Here is a 16,593-nt window from a genome sequence, read left to right on the forward strand (position 1 = left end):
CCGGTGCCCATGGCCAGACCGAGGTCGGCCTGGGCGAGGGCGGCGGCGTCGTTGACGCCGTCGCCGACCATGGCGACGACCCTGCCCTCGGCCTGGAGGCGCTTGACGACGTCGACTTTGTCCTGCGGCATGACCTCCGCGTGGACCTCGTCGATGCCGACCTCGGCGGCGACGCTCTCCGCGACCGCCCGGTTGTCGCCGGTGAGGAGGATCGGGGTCAGACCGAGAGCACGGAGGCGGCGGACGGCCTCGGCGCTGGTGTCCTTCACCGCGTCGGCGATCTCCAGGACCGCGCGGGCCTCGCCGTCCCAGGCGACGGCGACGGCGGTGCGGCCGGCGGCCTCTGCGGTGTCCTTCGCCGTGGACAGTTCGGGTGGGAGGGGGATGTCCCATTCCGTGAGGAGGTGGGGGCGTCCGACGAGGACGGTGTGGCCGTCGATGGTGCCGTGGACGCCGAGGCCGGGGAGGTTGGTGAAGTGGTGGGGGGTGGGGAGGGGGGTGGTGGTGTGGGTGGTGGCGGCGGTGGTGATGGCTTGGGCGATGGGGTGTTCTGAGGCGTTTTCGAGGGCTCCGGCGAGGTGGAGGGCGTGGTGGGGGGTGGTGGTGGGGGTGGTGTGGGTGGTGTGGAGGGTCATGTGGCCGGTGGTGATGGTGCCGGTTTTGTCGAGGAGGATGGTGTCGGTGGTGCGGGTGTTTTCGAGGGTTTCGGGGCCTTTGATGAGGATGCCGAGTTGGGCGCCGCGGCCGGTGCCGACCATGAGGGCGGTGGGGGTTGCGAGGCCGAGGGCGCAGGGGCAGGCGATGATCAGGACGGCGACGGCGGCGGTGAAGGCGGGGGTGGGGCCGGAGCCGTTGGCGAGCCAGAGGGTGAGGGTGGTGAGGGCGAGGGTGATGACGAGGGGGACGAAGACGGCGGAGATGCGGTCGGCGAGGCGTTGGGCGGCGGCTTTGCCGTTCTGGGCTTCTTCGACGAGGTGGGTGATGCGGGCGAGTTGGGTGTCGGCGCCGATGCGGGTGGCTTGGACGAGGAGGCGTCCGCCGGTGTTGAGGGTGGCTCCGGTGACGGTGTCGCCGGTGGTGACCTCGATGGGGGTGGATTCGCCGGTGAGGAGGGAGGCGTCGACGGCGGAGGCGCCCTCGATGACGGTCCCGTCCGTCGCGATCTTCTCCCCCGGCCGCACGACGAAACGGTCCCCGACCTCCAGGTCGCCGATGTCGACGGTCGCCTCTGCGCCGTCGCGCAGGACGGTGACCCGCTTGGCTCCCAGCTCCAGCAGCGCCCTCAGCGCGGCCCCGGCCTTCCGCTTGGAACGGGCCTCGAAGTACCGTCCGGCGAGGATGAACGCGGTGACCCCGGCGGCGGCCTCCAGATAGATGTTCCCCGCCCCGTCGCTCCGGGCGATCGTGAACGTGAAGGGATGCGTCATCCCCGGCATGCCCGCCGTCCCGAAGAACAGCGCCCACAGGGACCACGCGAACGCCGCCGACGTGCCGAGAGAGACCAGGGTGTCCATGGTCGCCGCGCCGTGCTTGGCGTTCGTCCAGGCGGCGCGGTGGAAGGGCCAGGCGGCGTAGGTGACGACGGGCGCGGCGAGGGTGAGGCTCAGCCACTGCCAGTACGTGAACTGCAACGCCGGGATCATCGCCATCGCGATCACCGGGACCGCGAGCACGACCGCGGTGACCAGACGTCGGCGCAGGTCGGTGAGCGCGTGGTCGCCTTCCTCCGCCCCCGTCCCTGTCCCCGTCGCGGCCGGGCCGTCCGCGGGGCGGGCGGCGGCGGGAGGCGGCGGCTGGGCGGTGTAGCCGGTGGCCTCGACGGTCGCGACCAGGTCCTGGACGGAGACGTCCTCGCCCCGGTAGACGACCTTCGCCTTCTCGGTGGCGTAGTTGACCGTGGCCTCGACACCGTCCATCCGGTTCAGCTTCTTCTCGATACGGGCCGCGCACGAAGCGCAGGTCATCCCCCCGATCGCCAGCTCGACCGCAGAGGAGCCGGCGGCGTCGGCGGTGGTGGTCGTGGTCGTGGTGCCGGAATGCGCGGACACGTGGTCCTCCCTGAGGCGGTTTTATACCCCTAGGGGGTATCCTTTCTCGTTCATGTATACCCCCCTCCCCTATGAAACGCAAGGTGCGGACGGGGTGGGCGTCCGTTCTGCGTGACATGTGCACGTGGCGCGTCACTCTTCTGCGGGGGCGGGTCGCGCGATGTCGTGATCATGCGTTCAGATAGAGGGCTGGGCTGCCCGTCGGCCGCCCCGTAGGCTGGTCATTGGACTAGACCTATAGCCGCGTTCTGGAGGAATGGGGAAACCATGAGCAACCGTGCAGTCCTGGAGGTGATCGCTCTCGACGCGGAGGACGCGGTCGCCGCTCAGGCCGGTGGTGCGGACCGGCTCGAACTGGTCACCGACATGGCGGCGGACGGTCTGACGCCGTCACGGGAGACCTTCGCGGCCGTCCGGTCCGCCGTCGACATCCCGCTGCGCGTGATGCTCAGAATGGCGGACGGTTTCGCCGCCGGTGACATCGAGGCGCTGGTCGGCGCGGCCCACGCGATGCGGGCGGAGGGGGCCGACGAGTTCGTGTTCGGCTTCCTCGACGCGGACGGCCACCCGGACCTCGTCGCCGTCGAGCGGCTCGTCGCCGAGCTGGACGGCTGCCGGTGGACGTTCCACCGGGCGATCGACCGGGCCGCCGACCGCGACGCCCTGCGCAAGCAGCTCGCCGACGTGCCCGGACTCGACGCGTACCTCACGGCGGGCTCGCCGGCCGGGGTGGAAACGGGCGTCCCGACCCTCCTCGCGGAGGCGGCCCGCAGCCGGGAGCCGGGTTACGAGGCGCAGATCCTCGTCGGCGGCGGCCTCCACCTGCACCACCTGCCCGTCCTGCGCGCGGCAGGCATCGACGCGTTCCACATCGGCGGGGCGGCGCGGCCCCGGGGCTGGTCCGCACCGGTGGACGCGGCAGCCGTACGGGAGTGGCGCGAGGCGCTGGACGGCTGACGGCCGCCGCCGGGGCCGCACCGCCCACGAGGCGGAGCCGGAAGGACGCGGTGGAGAGGCGGGCCCGGGGCAGCGGCGCCCCCGTCCCGCCCCACCGCTGCCGTCAGCGCAGCGCCGACGGCAGCGGCGCCGCGTGGAGCACCGTCAGCCCGGAGACCGCGCGGGTCAGGGCGACGTACAGCCGCCGCAGCCCCGTCCGCTCGTCCGGCTCGCCGTCGACCACGGCCGCCGGCTCGTCCAGCACCACGTAGTCGTACTCCAGGCCCTTCGCGAGCGACGCCGGGACCAGCGTCAGCCGACAGGCGGCGGTCGTCTCCTCTCCGGGCGACAGATACGCGTGCCCCGCCGCCGTCAGCGCCTCGTCCAGCCGGGGCAGCCGGGCGTCGGCCGCGATCAGCCCGACGGACCCCTCCCGGCGCAACGACTCCTCGACCGCCGCGACGACGGCCGCGTCCAGCCCCCCCGGCCCCGGCGCCACCTCCCGTACGGAGAGCGAACCGGGGGCGTCACGCACCGACTCGACCGCGGCGAGCCCCGGCGAGATCACGGGCAGCAGCCGTGAGGCGTACGCGATGACCTCGCGCGGCACGCGGAAACCGGCGGTCAGCTCCTCGACCACCGCGTCCGCCTTGCCCAGGTGGCGCAGCGCGTCGGTCCAGCTCTCCGTGGACCACGGGGTCGTGCCCTGGGCGAGGTCGCCGAGCACGGTGGCCGAACCGGTGGAACACCGGCGGCCCACGGCCCGGTACTGCATGGGGGACAGGTCCTGCGCCTCGTCGAGCACGACATGGCCGAGCGAGTGGGTCCGTGACACCAGGTCGCGGGCCTCGTCGATCAGCACCGCGTCCGCCGCCGACCACCGGGCCGACTTCACCCCGCGGGCCGGCTTCGCCCACAGGACGGCCTTCTGCTCGTCCGGGCTCAGCAGCCCGTCCGCGTGCGCGGCCAGGAACTCCGGGTCGCCCAGAAGCCGCAGCACCAGCTTCACCGGGTCGACGGCGGGCCAGACGGCCTTGACGGCCGCCTTGACCGCGGGGTTGCGGGCGACCGCGCTCTGCACCCGGTCGTCGGGGGCCTCGCCGGCCTCCTCCATCCGTACGAGGACGGCGTGCGCGATCCGCTGGGGCAGCGCCTCGTGCGCCGCCCCGTACCGCATGTCACGGGCCAGCAGCTCCTCGACCATCTCCCGCACCTCGTACGCGGGCACCCGCCACCGGCGCGAACCGCGCACCACGACGACGGGCTCCGTGGGGGCACTCACGTGCGAGCGGATCGCCCGGCGCAGCACCTCGGCCATCCGGGCGTCGCCCTTGACGACGGCCGCGGCGGCCTCGTCCGTGCCCCGGACCTCGATGCCCGCACTCACCAGGTCGTCGACGGTGGCCTGCCGCACCTCCAGCTCCCCGAGGGCGGGCAGGACCTGCTCGATGTAGTGCAGGAAGGAACGGTTCGGCCCGATGACGAGAGTGCCGGTGCGGGCCAGCCGCTCGCGGTGCGCGTACAGGAGGAACGCCACCCGGTGCAGGCCGACGGCGGTCTTGCCGGTGCCGGGCCCGCCCTGCACACAGACCGTGCCGCCGAGCCCTCCGCGGACGATCTCGTCCTGCTCGGGCTGGATGGTGGCGACGATGTCGCGCATCGGGCCGACGCGCGGCCGCTCGATCTCCGCCTGGAGGAGCCGGCTGGTCTGCTCGGTCTCGGCGGGGTCGGTGAGGTGCTCGTCCTCGTACGCGGTCAGTTCGCCGCCGGTGTAGCCGAACCGGCGGCGCAGCCCGACGTCCTGCGGATTCCTGCGGGAGGCCTGGTAGTACGGCTGGGAGACCGGCGCACGCCAGTCGATGACCATGGGGTCCCCGGCGGCGTCGTGGACGTGCCGGCGCCCGATGTAGAACCGTTCGCCCTCCGCTCCCTCCGCCTGCTCCCCGCCGACGGTGTGCAGGTAGTCGAGGCGGCCGAAGAACAGGGGGGTGTGGGAGAGGTCGGCGAGCGCCTTGACGCGATCGTCGATCTGGGACTGGAGCACGGCCGCGTTGACCCAGTTCGCGGTGACATCGCGGATGTCGAGGGCCTGGACGTCCTCGCGCATTCCCCGCAGGGCGGCGCGGGACGCGGCGAGGTGGGCGCGTTCACGCGCCAGGGGGTCGTGGGGGGAATCGCTTTCTGCTACGTGCGCGGGCACGGTGTCGCCTCCGGCTCTTCAACGTCGACGCGGGACGGCGGAGCGCGCACGGCGGCCCCGTGCTCCGTGCCGAGGGGCCGGATTCCGTGCCGGGGCCGGGCGGCGGTCCGCTCGGGAAGGTTCGTTCGCGTAGGTGTCGGCCGGTTTCCGTCCGGTCGGCGGCGCTCCCCCGGCTGCCGGCGCGGCGGGGGCCCGGATCGCGACCGGGCGCCCCCGGGGCCGGTACCACGGTGCGGGAGGCGGGCAGAGGGGTGATTGTAGCCACAGCGCGGGGTGTGATCGAAACGGAGCGGGACCCTCACCGCGGGGAGCCGGGACCAGGGGTTCCCGTAGGGGACGGTCCGCTCCGCCGCGGTACCGGAGGGCTACCGGCCCTCCCCGTCGGCTCCGCCCGCGGACCGACGCGGCCGTACGGGTGACAGGAGCACCATGGATACATGAGCACAGCGACCCTGAACCCCCGCAGGACCGGACCCGCGCACGGCGCGACCGCGGTCACCGGTCACCACCGACCCCACCGTCTCGGAGACGCGGTGCGCGCCGCGAAGGTCTTCCTGACGACGGCCTTCGGCGTCGTCGTCCTGGGGGAGTACGCGGAGGAGGCGGGCGTCGTCGGCCGAGGCCGCTGAGACACCCGCCGCCTCCGCCCTCCTCAGCTCCCGGCCAGCAGCTCGTCGGCGTCGACGATGCGGTACGCGTACCCCTGCTCCGCCAGGAACCGCTGGCGGTGCGCCGCGAAGTCCTGGTCGATGGTGTCGCGGGCGACCACCGAGTAGAAGCGCGCCTCGTGCCCGTCGGCCTTCGGCCGCAGGACACGGCCCAGCCGCTGCGCCTCCTCCTGCCGCGACCCGAAGGTCCCGGAGACCTGGATGGCGACGGTGGCCTCCGGCAGGTCGATGGAGAAGTTGGCCACCTTGGACACCACCAGGACGCTGATCTCCCCCTGCCGGAAGGCCTCGAAGAGCTTCTCGCGCTGGGCGTTGCTCGTCTCGCCCTTGATGACGGGGGCGTCCAGATGCTCGCCCAGCTCGTCGAGCTGGTCGATGTACTGGCCGATGACGAGGGTCTGCTCGCCCTGGTGCTTGCGCACCAGCGCCTCCGTCACCTTCCGCTTCGTCGCCGTGGTGGCGCAGAACCGGTACTTCTCCTCCGCCTCGGCCGTCGCGTACGCGAGCCGCTCGGATTCGGTGAGATTGACCCGCACCTCCACGCAGTCGGCGGGTGCGATGTACCCCTGCGCCTCGATCTCCTTCCAGGGGGCGTCGAACCGCTTGGGCCCGATCAGCGAGAAGACGTCCGACTCGCGGCCGTCCTCGCGCACCAGCGTGGCGGTGAGGCCGAGCCGGCGGCGGGCCTGGAGGTCGGCGGTGAACTTGAAGACGGGGGCGGGCAGCAGGTGCACCTCGTCGTAGACGACCAGGCCCCAGTCGCGGGAGTCGAACAGCTCCAGGTGCGGGTAGACGCCCTTGCGCCGGGTCGTCAGCACCTGGTAGGTGGCGATGGTGACGGGGCGGATCTCCTTCTTCGTCCCGCTGTACTCGCCGATCTCCTCCTCGGTGAGCGAGGTGCGCTTGATCAGCTCGTGCTTCCACTGCCGGGCGGAGACGGTGTTGGTGACCAGGATCAGGGTGGTCGCCTTGGCCTCGGCCATCGCGCCGGCCCCCACCAGGGTCTTCCCGGCCCCGCAGGGCAGGACGACGACGCCGGACCCGCCGTGCCAGAACCCCTCGACGGCCTGCTTCTGGTACGGCCGCAGCGCCCAGCCGTCCTCGGCCAGCTCGATCGGGTGGGCCTCCCCGTCCACGTATCCGGCGAGGTCCTCCGCCGGCCAGCCGAGCTTCAGCAGCGTCTGCTTGATCTGTCCGCGCTCGGAGGGGTGCACGGCCACCGTGTCGGGGTCGATCCGGGCCCCGACCAGCGGCTGCACCTTCTTCGACCGCAGGATCTCCTCCAGCACGGGCCGGTCGGTGGAGGTGAGGACGAGCCCGTGCACGGGGTGCTTGGACAGGGTGAGCCGTCCGTACCGCGCCATCGTCTCGGCGATGTCGACCAGGAGCGCGTGCGGCACGGGGTAGCGGGAGTACTCGACGAGCGCGTCGACGACCTGCTCGGCGTCGTGCCCGGCCGCTCGGGCGTTCCACAGCCCGAGCGGGGTGACCCGGTAGGTGTGGATGTGCTCGGGCGCACGCTCCAGCTCCGCGAAGGGTGCGATGACCCGGCGGCAGGCGTCCGCCAGCTCGTGGTCGACTTCGAGGAGCAGCGTCTTGTCGCTCTGGACGATGAGGGGTCCTGTCACGCGCTTCGGACCTTTCTGCGGGGGGCGGACCGCGGCTGCGGCCAAACGTCCAGTGTGCCGCATCCGCGGCCGGTACGGGGCGGGCGTGGAGGGAGGACGAGAGCGGCCCGGGCGGCGCCCCCGCTGTCCCGCCCGAAGGGCGCCGCGCCGCCGCGGGCTCAGGGCCCGCGGCGCACCGGGCGGCCGAACCGCACCGCGACCCCGGGGGAGTAGAGCACGCTCACCGGGTCGCCGGCCGGAGCGGACAGGCCCGCGGCGGCCACCAGGTCCTCGTCGCACTCCACCAGGTCCGCCCGGTGCAGCGGCCACCGCACATGGACGTTGGGCAGATACGCCGTCCGCCCGGCGACCGCGGTGTGCAGCCCCCAGCGGGCCGTCAGGAAGTGCTCCAGAGGCGTGGGCTCCTCGACGGCCTCCCGGGCCCGCAGCACGATCCTGCTCCGCGCCCCGCGCGGACCGGGCCAGCGCCGGGAGCTCGTGTACGTGAGGGTGTCGCCCGAGCGCGTCACCGCCATCCGGGACCACACGTACGGCAGCCGGAAGAGGGTCCGTGCGACGACGACCGGGACCAGCCGGGAGGCGTCGAGGGAACGGAAGACGACGCCGCGCCGCCCCCGGGCGTCGACCGAGTACAGCCGGACGTTGGTCTCGGGGAACGTCCCCAGATACGGGACGCCCGGCAGCCCCAGCCAGCCCACCCGGTACATCCGGAACGCCACCAGGCCCACGTACGTCCTGCCCTCGAACGTGTCCGGCGCCGTCCCCGGCGGCAACAGCGGTGCCACCTCCGCCGGTTCGGCCGCCCAGTGCACGAACGCCAGGTCCAGCCAGGACTGCGTGAGCAGCGACCGCATCGGCGCGGTGGGCGGGTCGGGCGACAACGGTTCGGGCACGGGGGCGGCGAAGGGCATGTCCGCAGGATCGCACGGGCTGCGCGACCCGTCCCCTACCCCTCCTCCGCCAGCTCCGCCACCCCCGTGATCCGGTGCAGCGGGTAGGTGCGGACCTCGTCGGCCGTGTGGTCGTACCCCGTGACGAAGCCGCCCTCCACACGGACCGGGGCGATGACGCGCTGGCTGGCCGCGCCGTCCGCGTTGACGTAGCCGATCCAGACCGCGGAGCCCGTCATGGCGGCGGCCTGGACCGTGGCCAGGGTCTCGGCGGGGGTGGTGCGGGGGAGCGTGCCGGGAGGCGGGGCCCCGGCGCCGTCTGCGGGTTCCCTGCGGACGACCGTGGCGGCGGTGTCGCCGGCGCGGATGGCCCGGACCGCCGCGCCGAGCAGGGCCTCGTCGGGGACCGGCGGGCCTTCCGGGACCGGGGCGGGGGGCGTGCGGGGCGGGGTGCGGCGGGCGCCGGCACGGGTGACCAGGACGTCGCCCTCCGCGGACTCCGCTGCCGGGGCGAAGCCCATCTCGCGCAGCGCCTCAAGGAGGGGGCCCGGGTCGGACGGGGAGGCCAGGACCGTCGGGGCGAGGCGGCGCAGCCGCAGGCCGGTCGAGCGGCGGTCGGCCAGGATCTCGTTGAGGACCGACTCGTCGTCGCAGCGCACGTAGGCGGACGCGGCCCCGATCCGCAGGTGGCCGTGGCGGCGCGCCACGTCGTCGATCAGATAACTCAGCGGCTGCGGCACCGGCGTACGGCTGTGGGCGGCCAGGAACGCGTGCAGCTCGGCCGCCGCCTGACCGGCGTCCAGGGCGCGGCGCACGGAGCCGGGCGTGAAGCGGTAGACCGTCGCGCCGCCCTTCGACTCGACGTCCGCGAGCACCGACAGCATCTGGGCCAGGGGGCGTTCCAGCGGGCCGGGGGCCACCGCCGTCAGGTCTGCCTGGAGCAGGACGTGGTCCAGCGGCTGGGGCATCAGCGGCGCGAGGCGGGCCGCCGCAGCGTCCGGGCCCTCCTCCAGCAGGGCGCGGGCCTGCGAGGAGAGCGCGCCCCGGCCCGTGATGCCCAGCAGCTCCGCCTCGTTGAGCGTCCACAGGGCGAGCCGGGAACGCAGGTCGGAGGTGTCCGGGTGCGGGGCGGCCGGGCCGGAGGGCGCGGTCGGGGGTGCGGCGGCCGGGGCCTTCGCGCCGCCGCGCAACGGGCGCTCCCAGCGCAGCCGCCGCAGCAGGGTGTCCGGGTCCGGCGCGGTGCCGGGCGGCAGTCCGGCGAAGAGGGCCAGCACCCGGCGGCGTACCTCCGGCGCGGCCGAGCGGTCCAGGTCAGGGCCGAGCGCCGCCAGGGTCCGGCCCTTGGCGTCCTGCCCGCCGACCAGGCCGGGGGTCCGGGTGGCGGCCAGCCAGGCGGCGGCGAGGTGCGTCCAGCGGTCCTGGGCGGGCAGGTCGAGCCACTCGTCGTAGGCGGGCGTCGCCGCGTACCGCTCGTCGCTCGCCCCGTCGGAGGCCAGCAGCCCCGCCGCGTAGGCGAGTTCGATCCAGAACGCGGCGACCGGCTCCGTCGCGTCCAGCGCGCTCGCGGCCCGCTTCAGCTCCCGTACGCTCAGCCCGCCCGCGCGCAGGATCGCCGGGCCGCCGCCGTTCCAGAGCTTCAGCAGCTCCTCGACCGTGGACAGCGCCGTGAACGCCTGGCCCGCCGCAGCCCTGTCCACCGCCTGGGGATCGCGCTCCGCGGTCGGAGCGACGGCCGGGGGCGCGGGCTCCGGCACGCGGTGCGCACGCCCGGCGCGCAGATGCAGTGCCGCCTCGCGCGCCAGCACCACCGTGCGGGTGGACACCGGCAGCAGCAGCCCCCGGTCGCGCAGCCACTTCACCGGCGGGGTCGGGTTGGGGGTGACCTCCCCGTACGGCGGGCCCCACACCAGCCGGTCCAGGACCGCCAGGGCCTCCACCGGGGCGGTGTCCAGCAGCTCCGCCATCCGCGTACGGTCCGTGAACAGCGCCGAGAGCGCCGCGACGGCCGACACCGGGTCGTGGGTCGCGGGCAGCCCGGTCGCCGACAGGATCTCCTGGAGCCGACCGGGCGACATGCCTGCCGTCGCCTCGGACACCGTCGGGCCCAGCCCCGTGGGCGAGGGGTGCTGCGGCGAGGGAGCGAGCAGCTCGCGCGCGGTGCGCACCAGCCGCAGCCGGTCGTCCTCGCCCCAGACGAGGGCCTGTTCGCGCAGGGTCGCCAGCGCCCCGGGCAGCGCGGCGGCGACCGCCGCGCCCGCGTCGTCGCGCTGCTCGCCGTCGTCGAGCCCGTCGCCGGTGAGCAGGGAGAGGAGCGTGGCGTACGGGGCCGGGTCCGGGGCCACCGCGAGCGCCTCCGCGGTCTGGAGCGCGAACCGGTCCAGATGCTCCAGGGCGCGCACGACGGAGGCCCGGGTGCCGGCCCGGGTGGCGAGTTGAGTGATGTCGTTCGGCACCGGGTTGAGGAGATCGGGGCGGGCACGCAACAGCCCGGCCAGCGATTCGTCGCCCCGGGCGCGCAGGGCTTCGGCGAGCGTGCGCGGTGGTGTGGTCGTCCCCATCCGCCCCACGGTAGCCGCTGGAACGCTACCGTCGGGGCAGGGCCGGCAGAGGGGATGCACCGCGTGGGGATCGAGAGCGACCAGCTCGTCTACGACTATCTGAGCCGGGTCGGCGACCTGGCGCAGCGACACCAGCTGTCCTCCGGCGCCCGGATGCGCCTCGTCGCGGAGCTCCGGGGCGAGATCGACCGGCAGCGCGGCGCGGCGGGCGCTGACTCCCCGGCGGCCGTGCGGCGCGTCATCGGCAGGCTCGGCAGCCCGGAAGCGCTGGTCGCGGCGGCGGCGGCGGAGCCTGCCGAGGATGCGGCCGCGCCGCCCTCCGGCTCCGCCGCCGAAGCGTCCCGGCGCGCCCTCCCCCGGACCCGCGGCGGACTCCTCCGCAGGGAGCCGGGCGGGCGGAAGGAACGCGGGGGGCCGGGCGGGCCCGAGGGGGCGCGGGCGTCGGGGCCGGCGCGGGAAGCGGCTGCGGAACCCGGGGAGCCGAGGGGGTGGGGGCTCCTGCCCAAGGCGCTGAAAGCCGGTTCGGGGCGGGGCGCGTCGCACCGCCCCGGGGGCGGCGACCCCCGAGGGCCGGGCGGCGAGCTCCGCGGCCGGGGCGGTGAGGAGCGCCCCGGCAACCCCCGGGACGAGTCCTTCGGCGGCCCTCGCGACGGGCGCCCCGGCGACGGGCCCCCGAACGACCGCGAGGCGGGGCAAGGGGCCGGGGCCGCGTCCGTGCCCCGGCCGGCCGCCGCGCCCGACGACCTCCGCGACACCGGCCCCCACGGCCTGCCCGGTCAGCGGAGCGACGGCCCCCCCGACGACCGGCCCTTCGGCCCCCACTCCGACCCCGGCCCCGGCCCCGGCCCCGCCTCCACCGGCGCCTGGCCCGACCCCTTCGCCCCGCACGTCCTCGCCCAGGACCAGCGGGGGGGCGAGGACGGGGCCCCCGACTGGTGGCGGCTGGATGCCGGGCCCTTCGACGAGGGCGTCCGCATCCCCGGGTTCTCCGGCGGCATCGAGGCCCCCGAGCTGCTGAAGCGGCGGCCGGAGCCCGGCGCTCCGGAGGAGGACGCCGAGGGCGCGGCCGGCGCCGGCGAGGCCGGGATCGGGCCCGGGGGCGGGCCCGCCGGCGCGGGCGCCCAGACCGCCGCGCGCCGCCGGGCCGCCCGCCTCTTGAAGCTCCGCCGGCGCAAGGCCGCGGTGGTCGCGGAGCCCGTGGCCCCCGCCCCGGCTCCGGCCCGCCGCGGCTTCGCGCACCCGCTGCTGCTGCTCGCGGCCGTGCTGCTCGTCGCCGGAGTGGTGACCGGTTCCTGGTGGCCGCTGGCGGGAGGCTGGCTGATCGCGTACAGCTCGCGCACCCTCTCCCGTACGGAGGCGAAGTGGGCGGCCCTCGGGCTGCCGGGCGTGGTGGCGGCCGGGGCTCTGGTGTGGGTGTGGGGCCGGCTGGACGGCCGCTGGGGCGACCCCGTCCGCGACGGCGCGCTGGGCGACGTCCTGATCGGCGCCTGGCCGGTGGTCGTCCGCGTCGCCGCCGTCGCCTCCGCGCTCTACCTGGTGTGGCGGGCGCGGCGGCGGGCGTGAGGCCCGAAGGGGCCCCGCACTACTTCGTCAGGTCCTTGCGCAGCTCGCCGAGGATCTGGCCGGCGGCCGTGTAGCCGATGCCCTGAATCCACAGCTGGTCGTCGACGGCGAAGACCTTGTCGTTCTTCACCGCCGACATGTTCTTCCACAGGCCGCTGCCGGTGGTGCGCGTCTCCTTGGACTTCTCCGGGTCGCCGTACGTCGAGTGGAAGACGACGTCCGCGTCCGCGAGGTCGATCCTCTCCGGGCTGACGTCGTAGGAGAAGCCGTCCGCCGCCTTGTCGGTGATGGCCGGGCGTCCCAGGCCGACGTCGGCCAGGATCGTGGCGATGTAGTTCTTCCTGCCGTAGATGCGGATGTCCGCGCCCTCGACGAAGCGGACCATGTTGACCTCGGTCCGGGCGGCCTTCTCCTTGCCGCCGAGGGCCTCGGTGACGTCCGCCACGTGCTCGGCGTACTCGTCGGTGACCATCTTCGCCTCGGCCTTCTTGCCGAGGGCCTCCGCGTGGACCTGGAAGTTCTCCTTCCAGGGGTAGCCGGTGTTCTCCGTCATCACGGTCGGCGCGATCTCGCTCAGCTCGGCGTACTTGTCGCCGTGGCGGATCTTGCTGGTGAGGATGAGGTCGGGCCGGAGAGCGGCGATGGCCTCCAGGTTCGGCGTCATCATCGCGCCGACGTCCGTGATGCCCGAGACCTGGTTCTCCGGGAGGTAGTTCAGGAAGCCCGACTCCACGTCCGCGTGGGTCGCGCCGACCGGCTTCACGCCGAGGGTGAGGGCCGAGTCGAGTTCGGCGGTGTCCAGGACGACGACCCGCTGCGGGGTCCCGGGCACCTTCACGTCGCCCATCGCCGTCTTCACCGTACGGGTGGGGGCGGCGGAGGACGCGTCGTCGGAGGCGTCGCCGGACGACGTGCCGCAGGCGCTCAGGGCCAGCGCGGCGGCGGCGGTCAGGGAGACGGCGGTCAGGGTACGGGAACGGAAGGGGAGGGGCATGGCTCAGAGGGCCTTTCCGGGGGTCGGGGCGGGGGTGGGGGTCCAGGGGGCGCCCGGGACGACGAGCGGGGAGCCCGTCACCGGGTCGGGGACGATCACGGCGTCCAGGCCGAAGACCTCGCGGACCAGATCGGCGGTGACGACGTCACCGGGCCGGCCCTCTGCGACGATCCGGCCCGCCTTCATGGCGACCAGGTGGTCCGCGTACCGGGCGGCCTGGTTGAGGTCGTGCAGCACCGTGACGACGGTACGGCCGTGCGTGCCGTCGGCGGCTGGGGCGGCGAGCTGCCGCACCAGGTCCAGGACCTCCACCTGGTGGGCGATGTCCAGATACGTCGTCGGCTCGTCGAGCAGCAGCAGATCCGTGTCCTGCGCGAGCGCCATCGCGATCCACACCCGCTGCCGCTGCCCGCCGGACAGCTCGTCCACCGACCGGTCGGCCAGCGCCGTCACATCCGTACGGGCCATGGCCTCCCTCACCGCCCGCTCGTCCGCCTCCGACCACTGCCGCCACCAGCTCTGGTGCGGCTGGCGGCCCCGGGCGACCAGGTCCGAGACGGTGATGGCCTCGGGGGCCACGGGGGCCTGCGGAAGCAGCCCGATGGACTGGGCGATCCGCTTCGTCGGTATCCGCGCCAGCTCCGTGCCGTCCAGCAGGACCGCCCCGCCGCGCGGCTTCAGCAGCCGGCCGAGCGCCCGCAGGGTGGTGGACTTGCCGCAGGCGTTCGGCCCGACGATGACGGTGACCTCCCCGTCGGGCACGGCGAGGTCCAGCTCGTGGACGACGGTGCGGTCCTCGTAGGCCAGGGTCAGGGCGCGGGCCGCGAGCCGGCTCGTCGGCGCGGCGGCCCCGGTCGCGGCTGTGTCGGTCGTCGGGCTCATGCGGTGCCTCCACTGCGGCCGCGGTGGCCGCGGACGATCAGCCAGATCAGGTACGGGGCGCCGACCGCCGCCGTGAGGATGCCCACCGGCAGTTCGGTGGGCGAGAACAGCCGGCGGGCGAGCAGGTCGGCGAGGACGACGATCACCGCGCCGAGCAGCGCCGAGCACAGCAGCGGGATCTGGGCGGTCCGGGTCATCCGGCGTGCGATCTGCGGGGCGAGCAGCGCCACGAAGTCCACCGGGCCCGCCGTGCCCGTCGCCACCGACGCGAGGACCACGCCGAGCGCGACGAGCCCCAGCCGTACGCGCCCCAGGCGCACGCCCAGCGCGGTGGCGGTGTCGTCGTCCATCGTGACGGTGCGCTGCGCGCGGGCCGCCCACAGCACGGCGGGCAGCAGGAGCAGCAGCGTCCAGCCGATCGGCCCGGCCTCCGTCCAGCCGCGCCCGTTCAGCGACCCGGTCATCCAGATCTGCGCCTGCTGCGCGACCAGGTAGTCGCCCTTCGTCAGGAACAGCGTGGTCACCGACCGCAGGGCGATGGCGAACCCGATCCCGATGAGCACGAAGCGCGCGGCGTGCAGCCCGCCCCGCCAGGCGAAGACGTACACCAGGGCCGCCGCCGCGACGCCGCCGGCGACGGAGAGACAGGGCAGGACGGTGTACGAGGTGACGCCGAACGTCATCGCGCCGACCGTGAGCGCACTCGCGCCCTGGCTGACGCCGATGATGTCGGGGCTGGCCAGCGGGTTGCGGGCCACGGTCTGGATCAGCGCGCCGGCGATCCCGAACGCCGCGCCGACCAGCAGCCCCACCACCATGCGGGGCAGCCGCAGCGTGCCCACGACCAGCTCGGCGGGGGACGGCTGCCCGAGGACGACCCGCACCACCTCGCCGGGGGCGACGAAGCTCTCGCCGACGCAGAGGTAGGTCACGCAGACCGCCGCCAGCAGCGCGGTCAGGGCGGCCGACGTGGCGGCCGCCCTGCGGTGCAGCAGGAACCGGCCGCGCGAAGGGGCCTTCACGAGGGAGTACCCGGCGGGCCGGAGGCGCGGCGGGGGCGCGCTCCCGGACGCGCCCCGCTCCGGCGTACGGGTGTCTCTGCCGGGCGCGCTCTGCTCCGGCGTACGGGCGTCGCTGTCGGGCGCGCCCTGCTCGGGCGTACGGGTGTCGCTCATGCGGGCACCGCCTTCCGGCGTACGAGGGCGACGAGGAACGGCACCCCGATCAGGGCCGTCATCACGCCCGCGGGGACCTCGCTCGGCGGGAACACGATCCGGCCGACGACGTCCGAGACCAGCAGCATCACCGGCCCGAGGAGCGCCGCCATGGGCAGCACCCAGCGGTGGTCGGCGCCGACGACCGCGCGGGCGATGTGCGGCACGGCGAGCCCGACGAACGCGACCGGCCCGGCGGCGGCGACCCCGGCCCCGGTCAGCACCGTCGCCCCGAGGCCGCCGACGATCCGGACCGCCGCGACGTTCTGCCCGAGCCCCTTGGCCACGTCCTCGCCCAGCGCGAGCGCGTCCAGGCCGCGGGCGACGGACGCCACGAGCAGCGCGCCCAGGAGGAGGAACGGCCAGATCTGCTCGACGACCTGCGTCTCCCGGCCCGCGATCGAGCCGACCTGCCAGAAGCGGAACTCGTCCAGCGCGGACGCCTTCGTCGTGAGGACCGCCGTCATCACCGACACCAGCAGGGCGTTGATCGCCGCACCGCCCAGCGCCAGCTTCACCGGCGTGGCCCCGCCCCGTCCGCCGGAGGCGATGGCGTACACCGCCACGGAGGCGGCCGCCGCGCCCGCGAAGGCGAACCAGACGTACCCGCTGAGCGTGTGGACCCCCGCGTAGGCGATGGCCAGCACCACCGCCGCCGACGCGCCCTGGCTGATGCCCAGAACGCCGGGGTCGGCGATGGGGTTGCGGGTGATGCCCTGGAGCACCGTGCCCGCGAGCGCCAGCGCCGCGCCGACCATCAGCCCGATGAGCGTGCGCGGCGCCCGCATGGTGCGGACGACCTCGGCGGCGTCGGAGTGCCCGCCGTGCAGGAGCACGTCCAGCACCTGGGCCGGGGGGATGGAGCGCGCCCCCACGGCGAGGCTCAGCAGGACGGCCAGCAGCAGCGCCACGACGGCCGCTGCCATCGCCGACGCGCGCCGGGAGAAGCGGGGCACGCGGGGCGCGGCGACTGGCGCTGAGACGGACATCTGACCCCATCGGGACGGACACA

12 protein-coding genes are annotated in these 16,593 nt (G+C 74.8%); 3 read left to right on the forward strand and 9 right to left on the reverse strand.

The window, feature by feature from the left end:
• Positions 1–2,048, reverse strand: a 2,048-nt coding sequence (locus V9U70_RS21840; RefSeq protein WP_336677727.1) for a heavy metal translocating P-type ATPase, incomplete at its 3' end; no start/stop codon positions are given.
• Between the two features lie 267 nt (positions 2,049–2,315).
• Between V9U70_RS21840 and V9U70_RS21845 the strand changes: the two genes are divergently transcribed.
• Positions 2,316–3,005: a copper homeostasis protein CutC gene (locus V9U70_RS21845; protein WP_336677728.1), complete on the forward strand. Its 690-nt coding sequence runs from the start codon at positions 2,316–2,318 to the stop codon at positions 3,003–3,005.
• Between the two features lie 103 nt (positions 3,006–3,108).
• Here V9U70_RS21845 and V9U70_RS21850 read toward each other — a convergent pair whose 3' ends face one another.
• On the reverse strand, positions 3,109–5,184 hold the full coding sequence (locus V9U70_RS21850) for a HelD family protein (RefSeq protein ID WP_336677730.1): 2,076 nt from the start codon (positions 5,182–5,184) through the stop codon (positions 3,109–3,111).
• Positions 5,185–5,621: 437 nt separating this feature from the next.
• Between V9U70_RS21850 and V9U70_RS21855 the strand changes: the two genes are divergently transcribed.
• On the forward strand, positions 5,622–5,813 hold the full coding sequence (locus V9U70_RS21855) for a hypothetical protein (RefSeq protein WP_336677732.1): 192 nt from the start codon (positions 5,622–5,624) through the stop codon (positions 5,811–5,813).
• 23 nt (positions 5,814–5,836) lie between these two features.
• On the opposite strand, the gene V9U70_RS21860 is transcribed toward V9U70_RS21855, so the two are convergent.
• From V9U70_RS21860 to V9U70_RS21870, 3 genes are all read right to left on the reverse strand, one after another.
• Positions 5,837–7,480 (reverse strand): DNA repair helicase XPB, encoded by a 1,644-nt coding sequence (locus tag V9U70_RS21860; RefSeq protein WP_336677734.1) that lies wholly within the window; start codon positions 7,478–7,480, stop codon positions 5,837–5,839.
• Between the two features lie 158 nt (positions 7,481–7,638).
• Complete coding sequence (locus V9U70_RS21865) at positions 7,639–8,391, reverse strand: YqjF family protein (RefSeq protein ID WP_336677736.1); 753 nt, start codon at positions 8,389–8,391, stop codon at positions 7,639–7,641.
• A 35-nt stretch (positions 8,392–8,426) separates the two neighbouring features.
• Positions 8,427–10,928 carry a helicase C-terminal domain-containing protein gene (locus V9U70_RS21870; protein ID WP_336677738.1) on the reverse strand — a complete coding sequence of 834 codons (2,502 nt, stop codon included), beginning with the start codon at positions 10,926–10,928 and terminating at the stop codon, positions 8,427–8,429.
• A 54-nt stretch (positions 10,929–10,982) separates the two neighbouring features.
• Here V9U70_RS21870 and V9U70_RS21875 point away from each other — a divergent pair, with 54 nt between their 5' ends.
• Positions 10,983–12,491 carry a hypothetical protein gene (locus V9U70_RS21875; protein WP_336677740.1) on the forward strand — a complete coding sequence of 503 codons (1,509 nt, stop codon included), beginning with the start codon at positions 10,983–10,985 and terminating at the stop codon, positions 12,489–12,491.
• A gap of 19 nt (positions 12,492–12,510) precedes the next feature.
• Here V9U70_RS21875 and V9U70_RS21880 read toward each other — a convergent pair whose 3' ends face one another.
• From V9U70_RS21880 to V9U70_RS21895, 4 genes are read right to left on the reverse strand one after another with little or no spacing between them, the layout of a single operon-like run.
• Positions 12,511–13,485 carry an ABC transporter substrate-binding protein gene (locus V9U70_RS21880; RefSeq protein WP_336677742.1) on the reverse strand — a complete coding sequence of 325 codons (975 nt, stop codon included), beginning with the start codon at positions 13,483–13,485 and terminating at the stop codon, positions 12,511–12,513.
• A 3-nt stretch (positions 13,486–13,488) separates the two neighbouring features.
• The gene (locus V9U70_RS21885; protein WP_336677743.1) at positions 13,489–14,367 is read right to left on the reverse strand and encodes an ABC transporter ATP-binding protein; all 879 of its coding nucleotides are present in this window, start codon (positions 14,365–14,367) and stop codon (positions 13,489–13,491) included.
• A complete protein-coding gene (locus tag V9U70_RS21890) occupies positions 14,364–15,542 on the reverse strand; it encodes a FecCD family ABC transporter permease (protein ID WP_336677744.1) in 1,179 nt (392 codons plus the stop codon). Before V9U70_RS21890 ends, V9U70_RS21885 begins: the two co-directional genes overlap by 4 nt.
• Entirely contained in the window at positions 15,539–16,570 is a 1,032-nt protein-coding gene (locus V9U70_RS21895; RefSeq protein WP_336677745.1) for a FecCD family ABC transporter permease, read from the reverse strand. Before V9U70_RS21895 ends, V9U70_RS21890 begins: the two co-directional genes overlap by 4 nt.
• Positions 16,571–16,593 lie beyond the last annotated feature (23 nt).

It is taken from the genome of Streptomyces pratensis, from assembly GCF_037137275.1.
In the GTDB taxonomy this organism is placed as follows: domain Bacteria; phylum Actinomycetota; class Actinomycetes; order Streptomycetales; family Streptomycetaceae; genus Streptomyces; species Streptomyces pratensis_B.

What these genes read in the sequence shown, in the direction of transcription:
- V9U70_RS21870 (WP_336677738.1), bottom strand. Translation starts at nt 10,928, where the DNA reads ATGGGGACGACCACACCACCGCGCACGCTCGCCGAAGCCCTGCGCGCC.
- V9U70_RS21855 (WP_336677732.1), top strand. Translation starts at nt 5,622, where the DNA reads ATGAGCACAGCGACCCTGAACCCCCGCAGGACCGGACCCGCGCACGGC.
- V9U70_RS21890 (WP_336677744.1), bottom strand. Translation starts at nt 15,542, where the DNA reads ATGAGCGACACCCGTACGCCCGAGCAGGGCGCGCCCGACAGCGACGCC.
- V9U70_RS21845 (WP_336677728.1), top strand. Translation starts at nt 2,316, where the DNA reads ATGAGCAACCGTGCAGTCCTGGAGGTGATCGCTCTCGACGCGGAGGAC.
- V9U70_RS21880 (WP_336677742.1), bottom strand. Translation starts at nt 13,485, where the DNA reads ATGCCCCTCCCCTTCCGTTCCCGTACCCTGACCGCCGTCTCCCTGACC.
- V9U70_RS21895 (WP_336677745.1), bottom strand. Translation starts at nt 16,570, where the DNA reads ATGTCCGTCTCAGCGCCAGTCGCCGCGCCCCGCGTGCCCCGCTTCTCC.
- V9U70_RS21885 (WP_336677743.1), bottom strand. Translation starts at nt 14,367, where the DNA reads ATGAGCCCGACGACCGACACAGCCGCGACCGGGGCCGCCGCGCCGACG.
- V9U70_RS21875 (WP_336677740.1), top strand. Translation starts at nt 10,983, where the DNA reads ATGCACCGCGTGGGGATCGAGAGCGACCAGCTCGTCTACGACTATCTG.
- V9U70_RS21865 (WP_336677736.1), bottom strand. Translation starts at nt 8,391, where the DNA reads ATGCCCTTCGCCGCCCCCGTGCCCGAACCGTTGTCGCCCGACCCGCCC.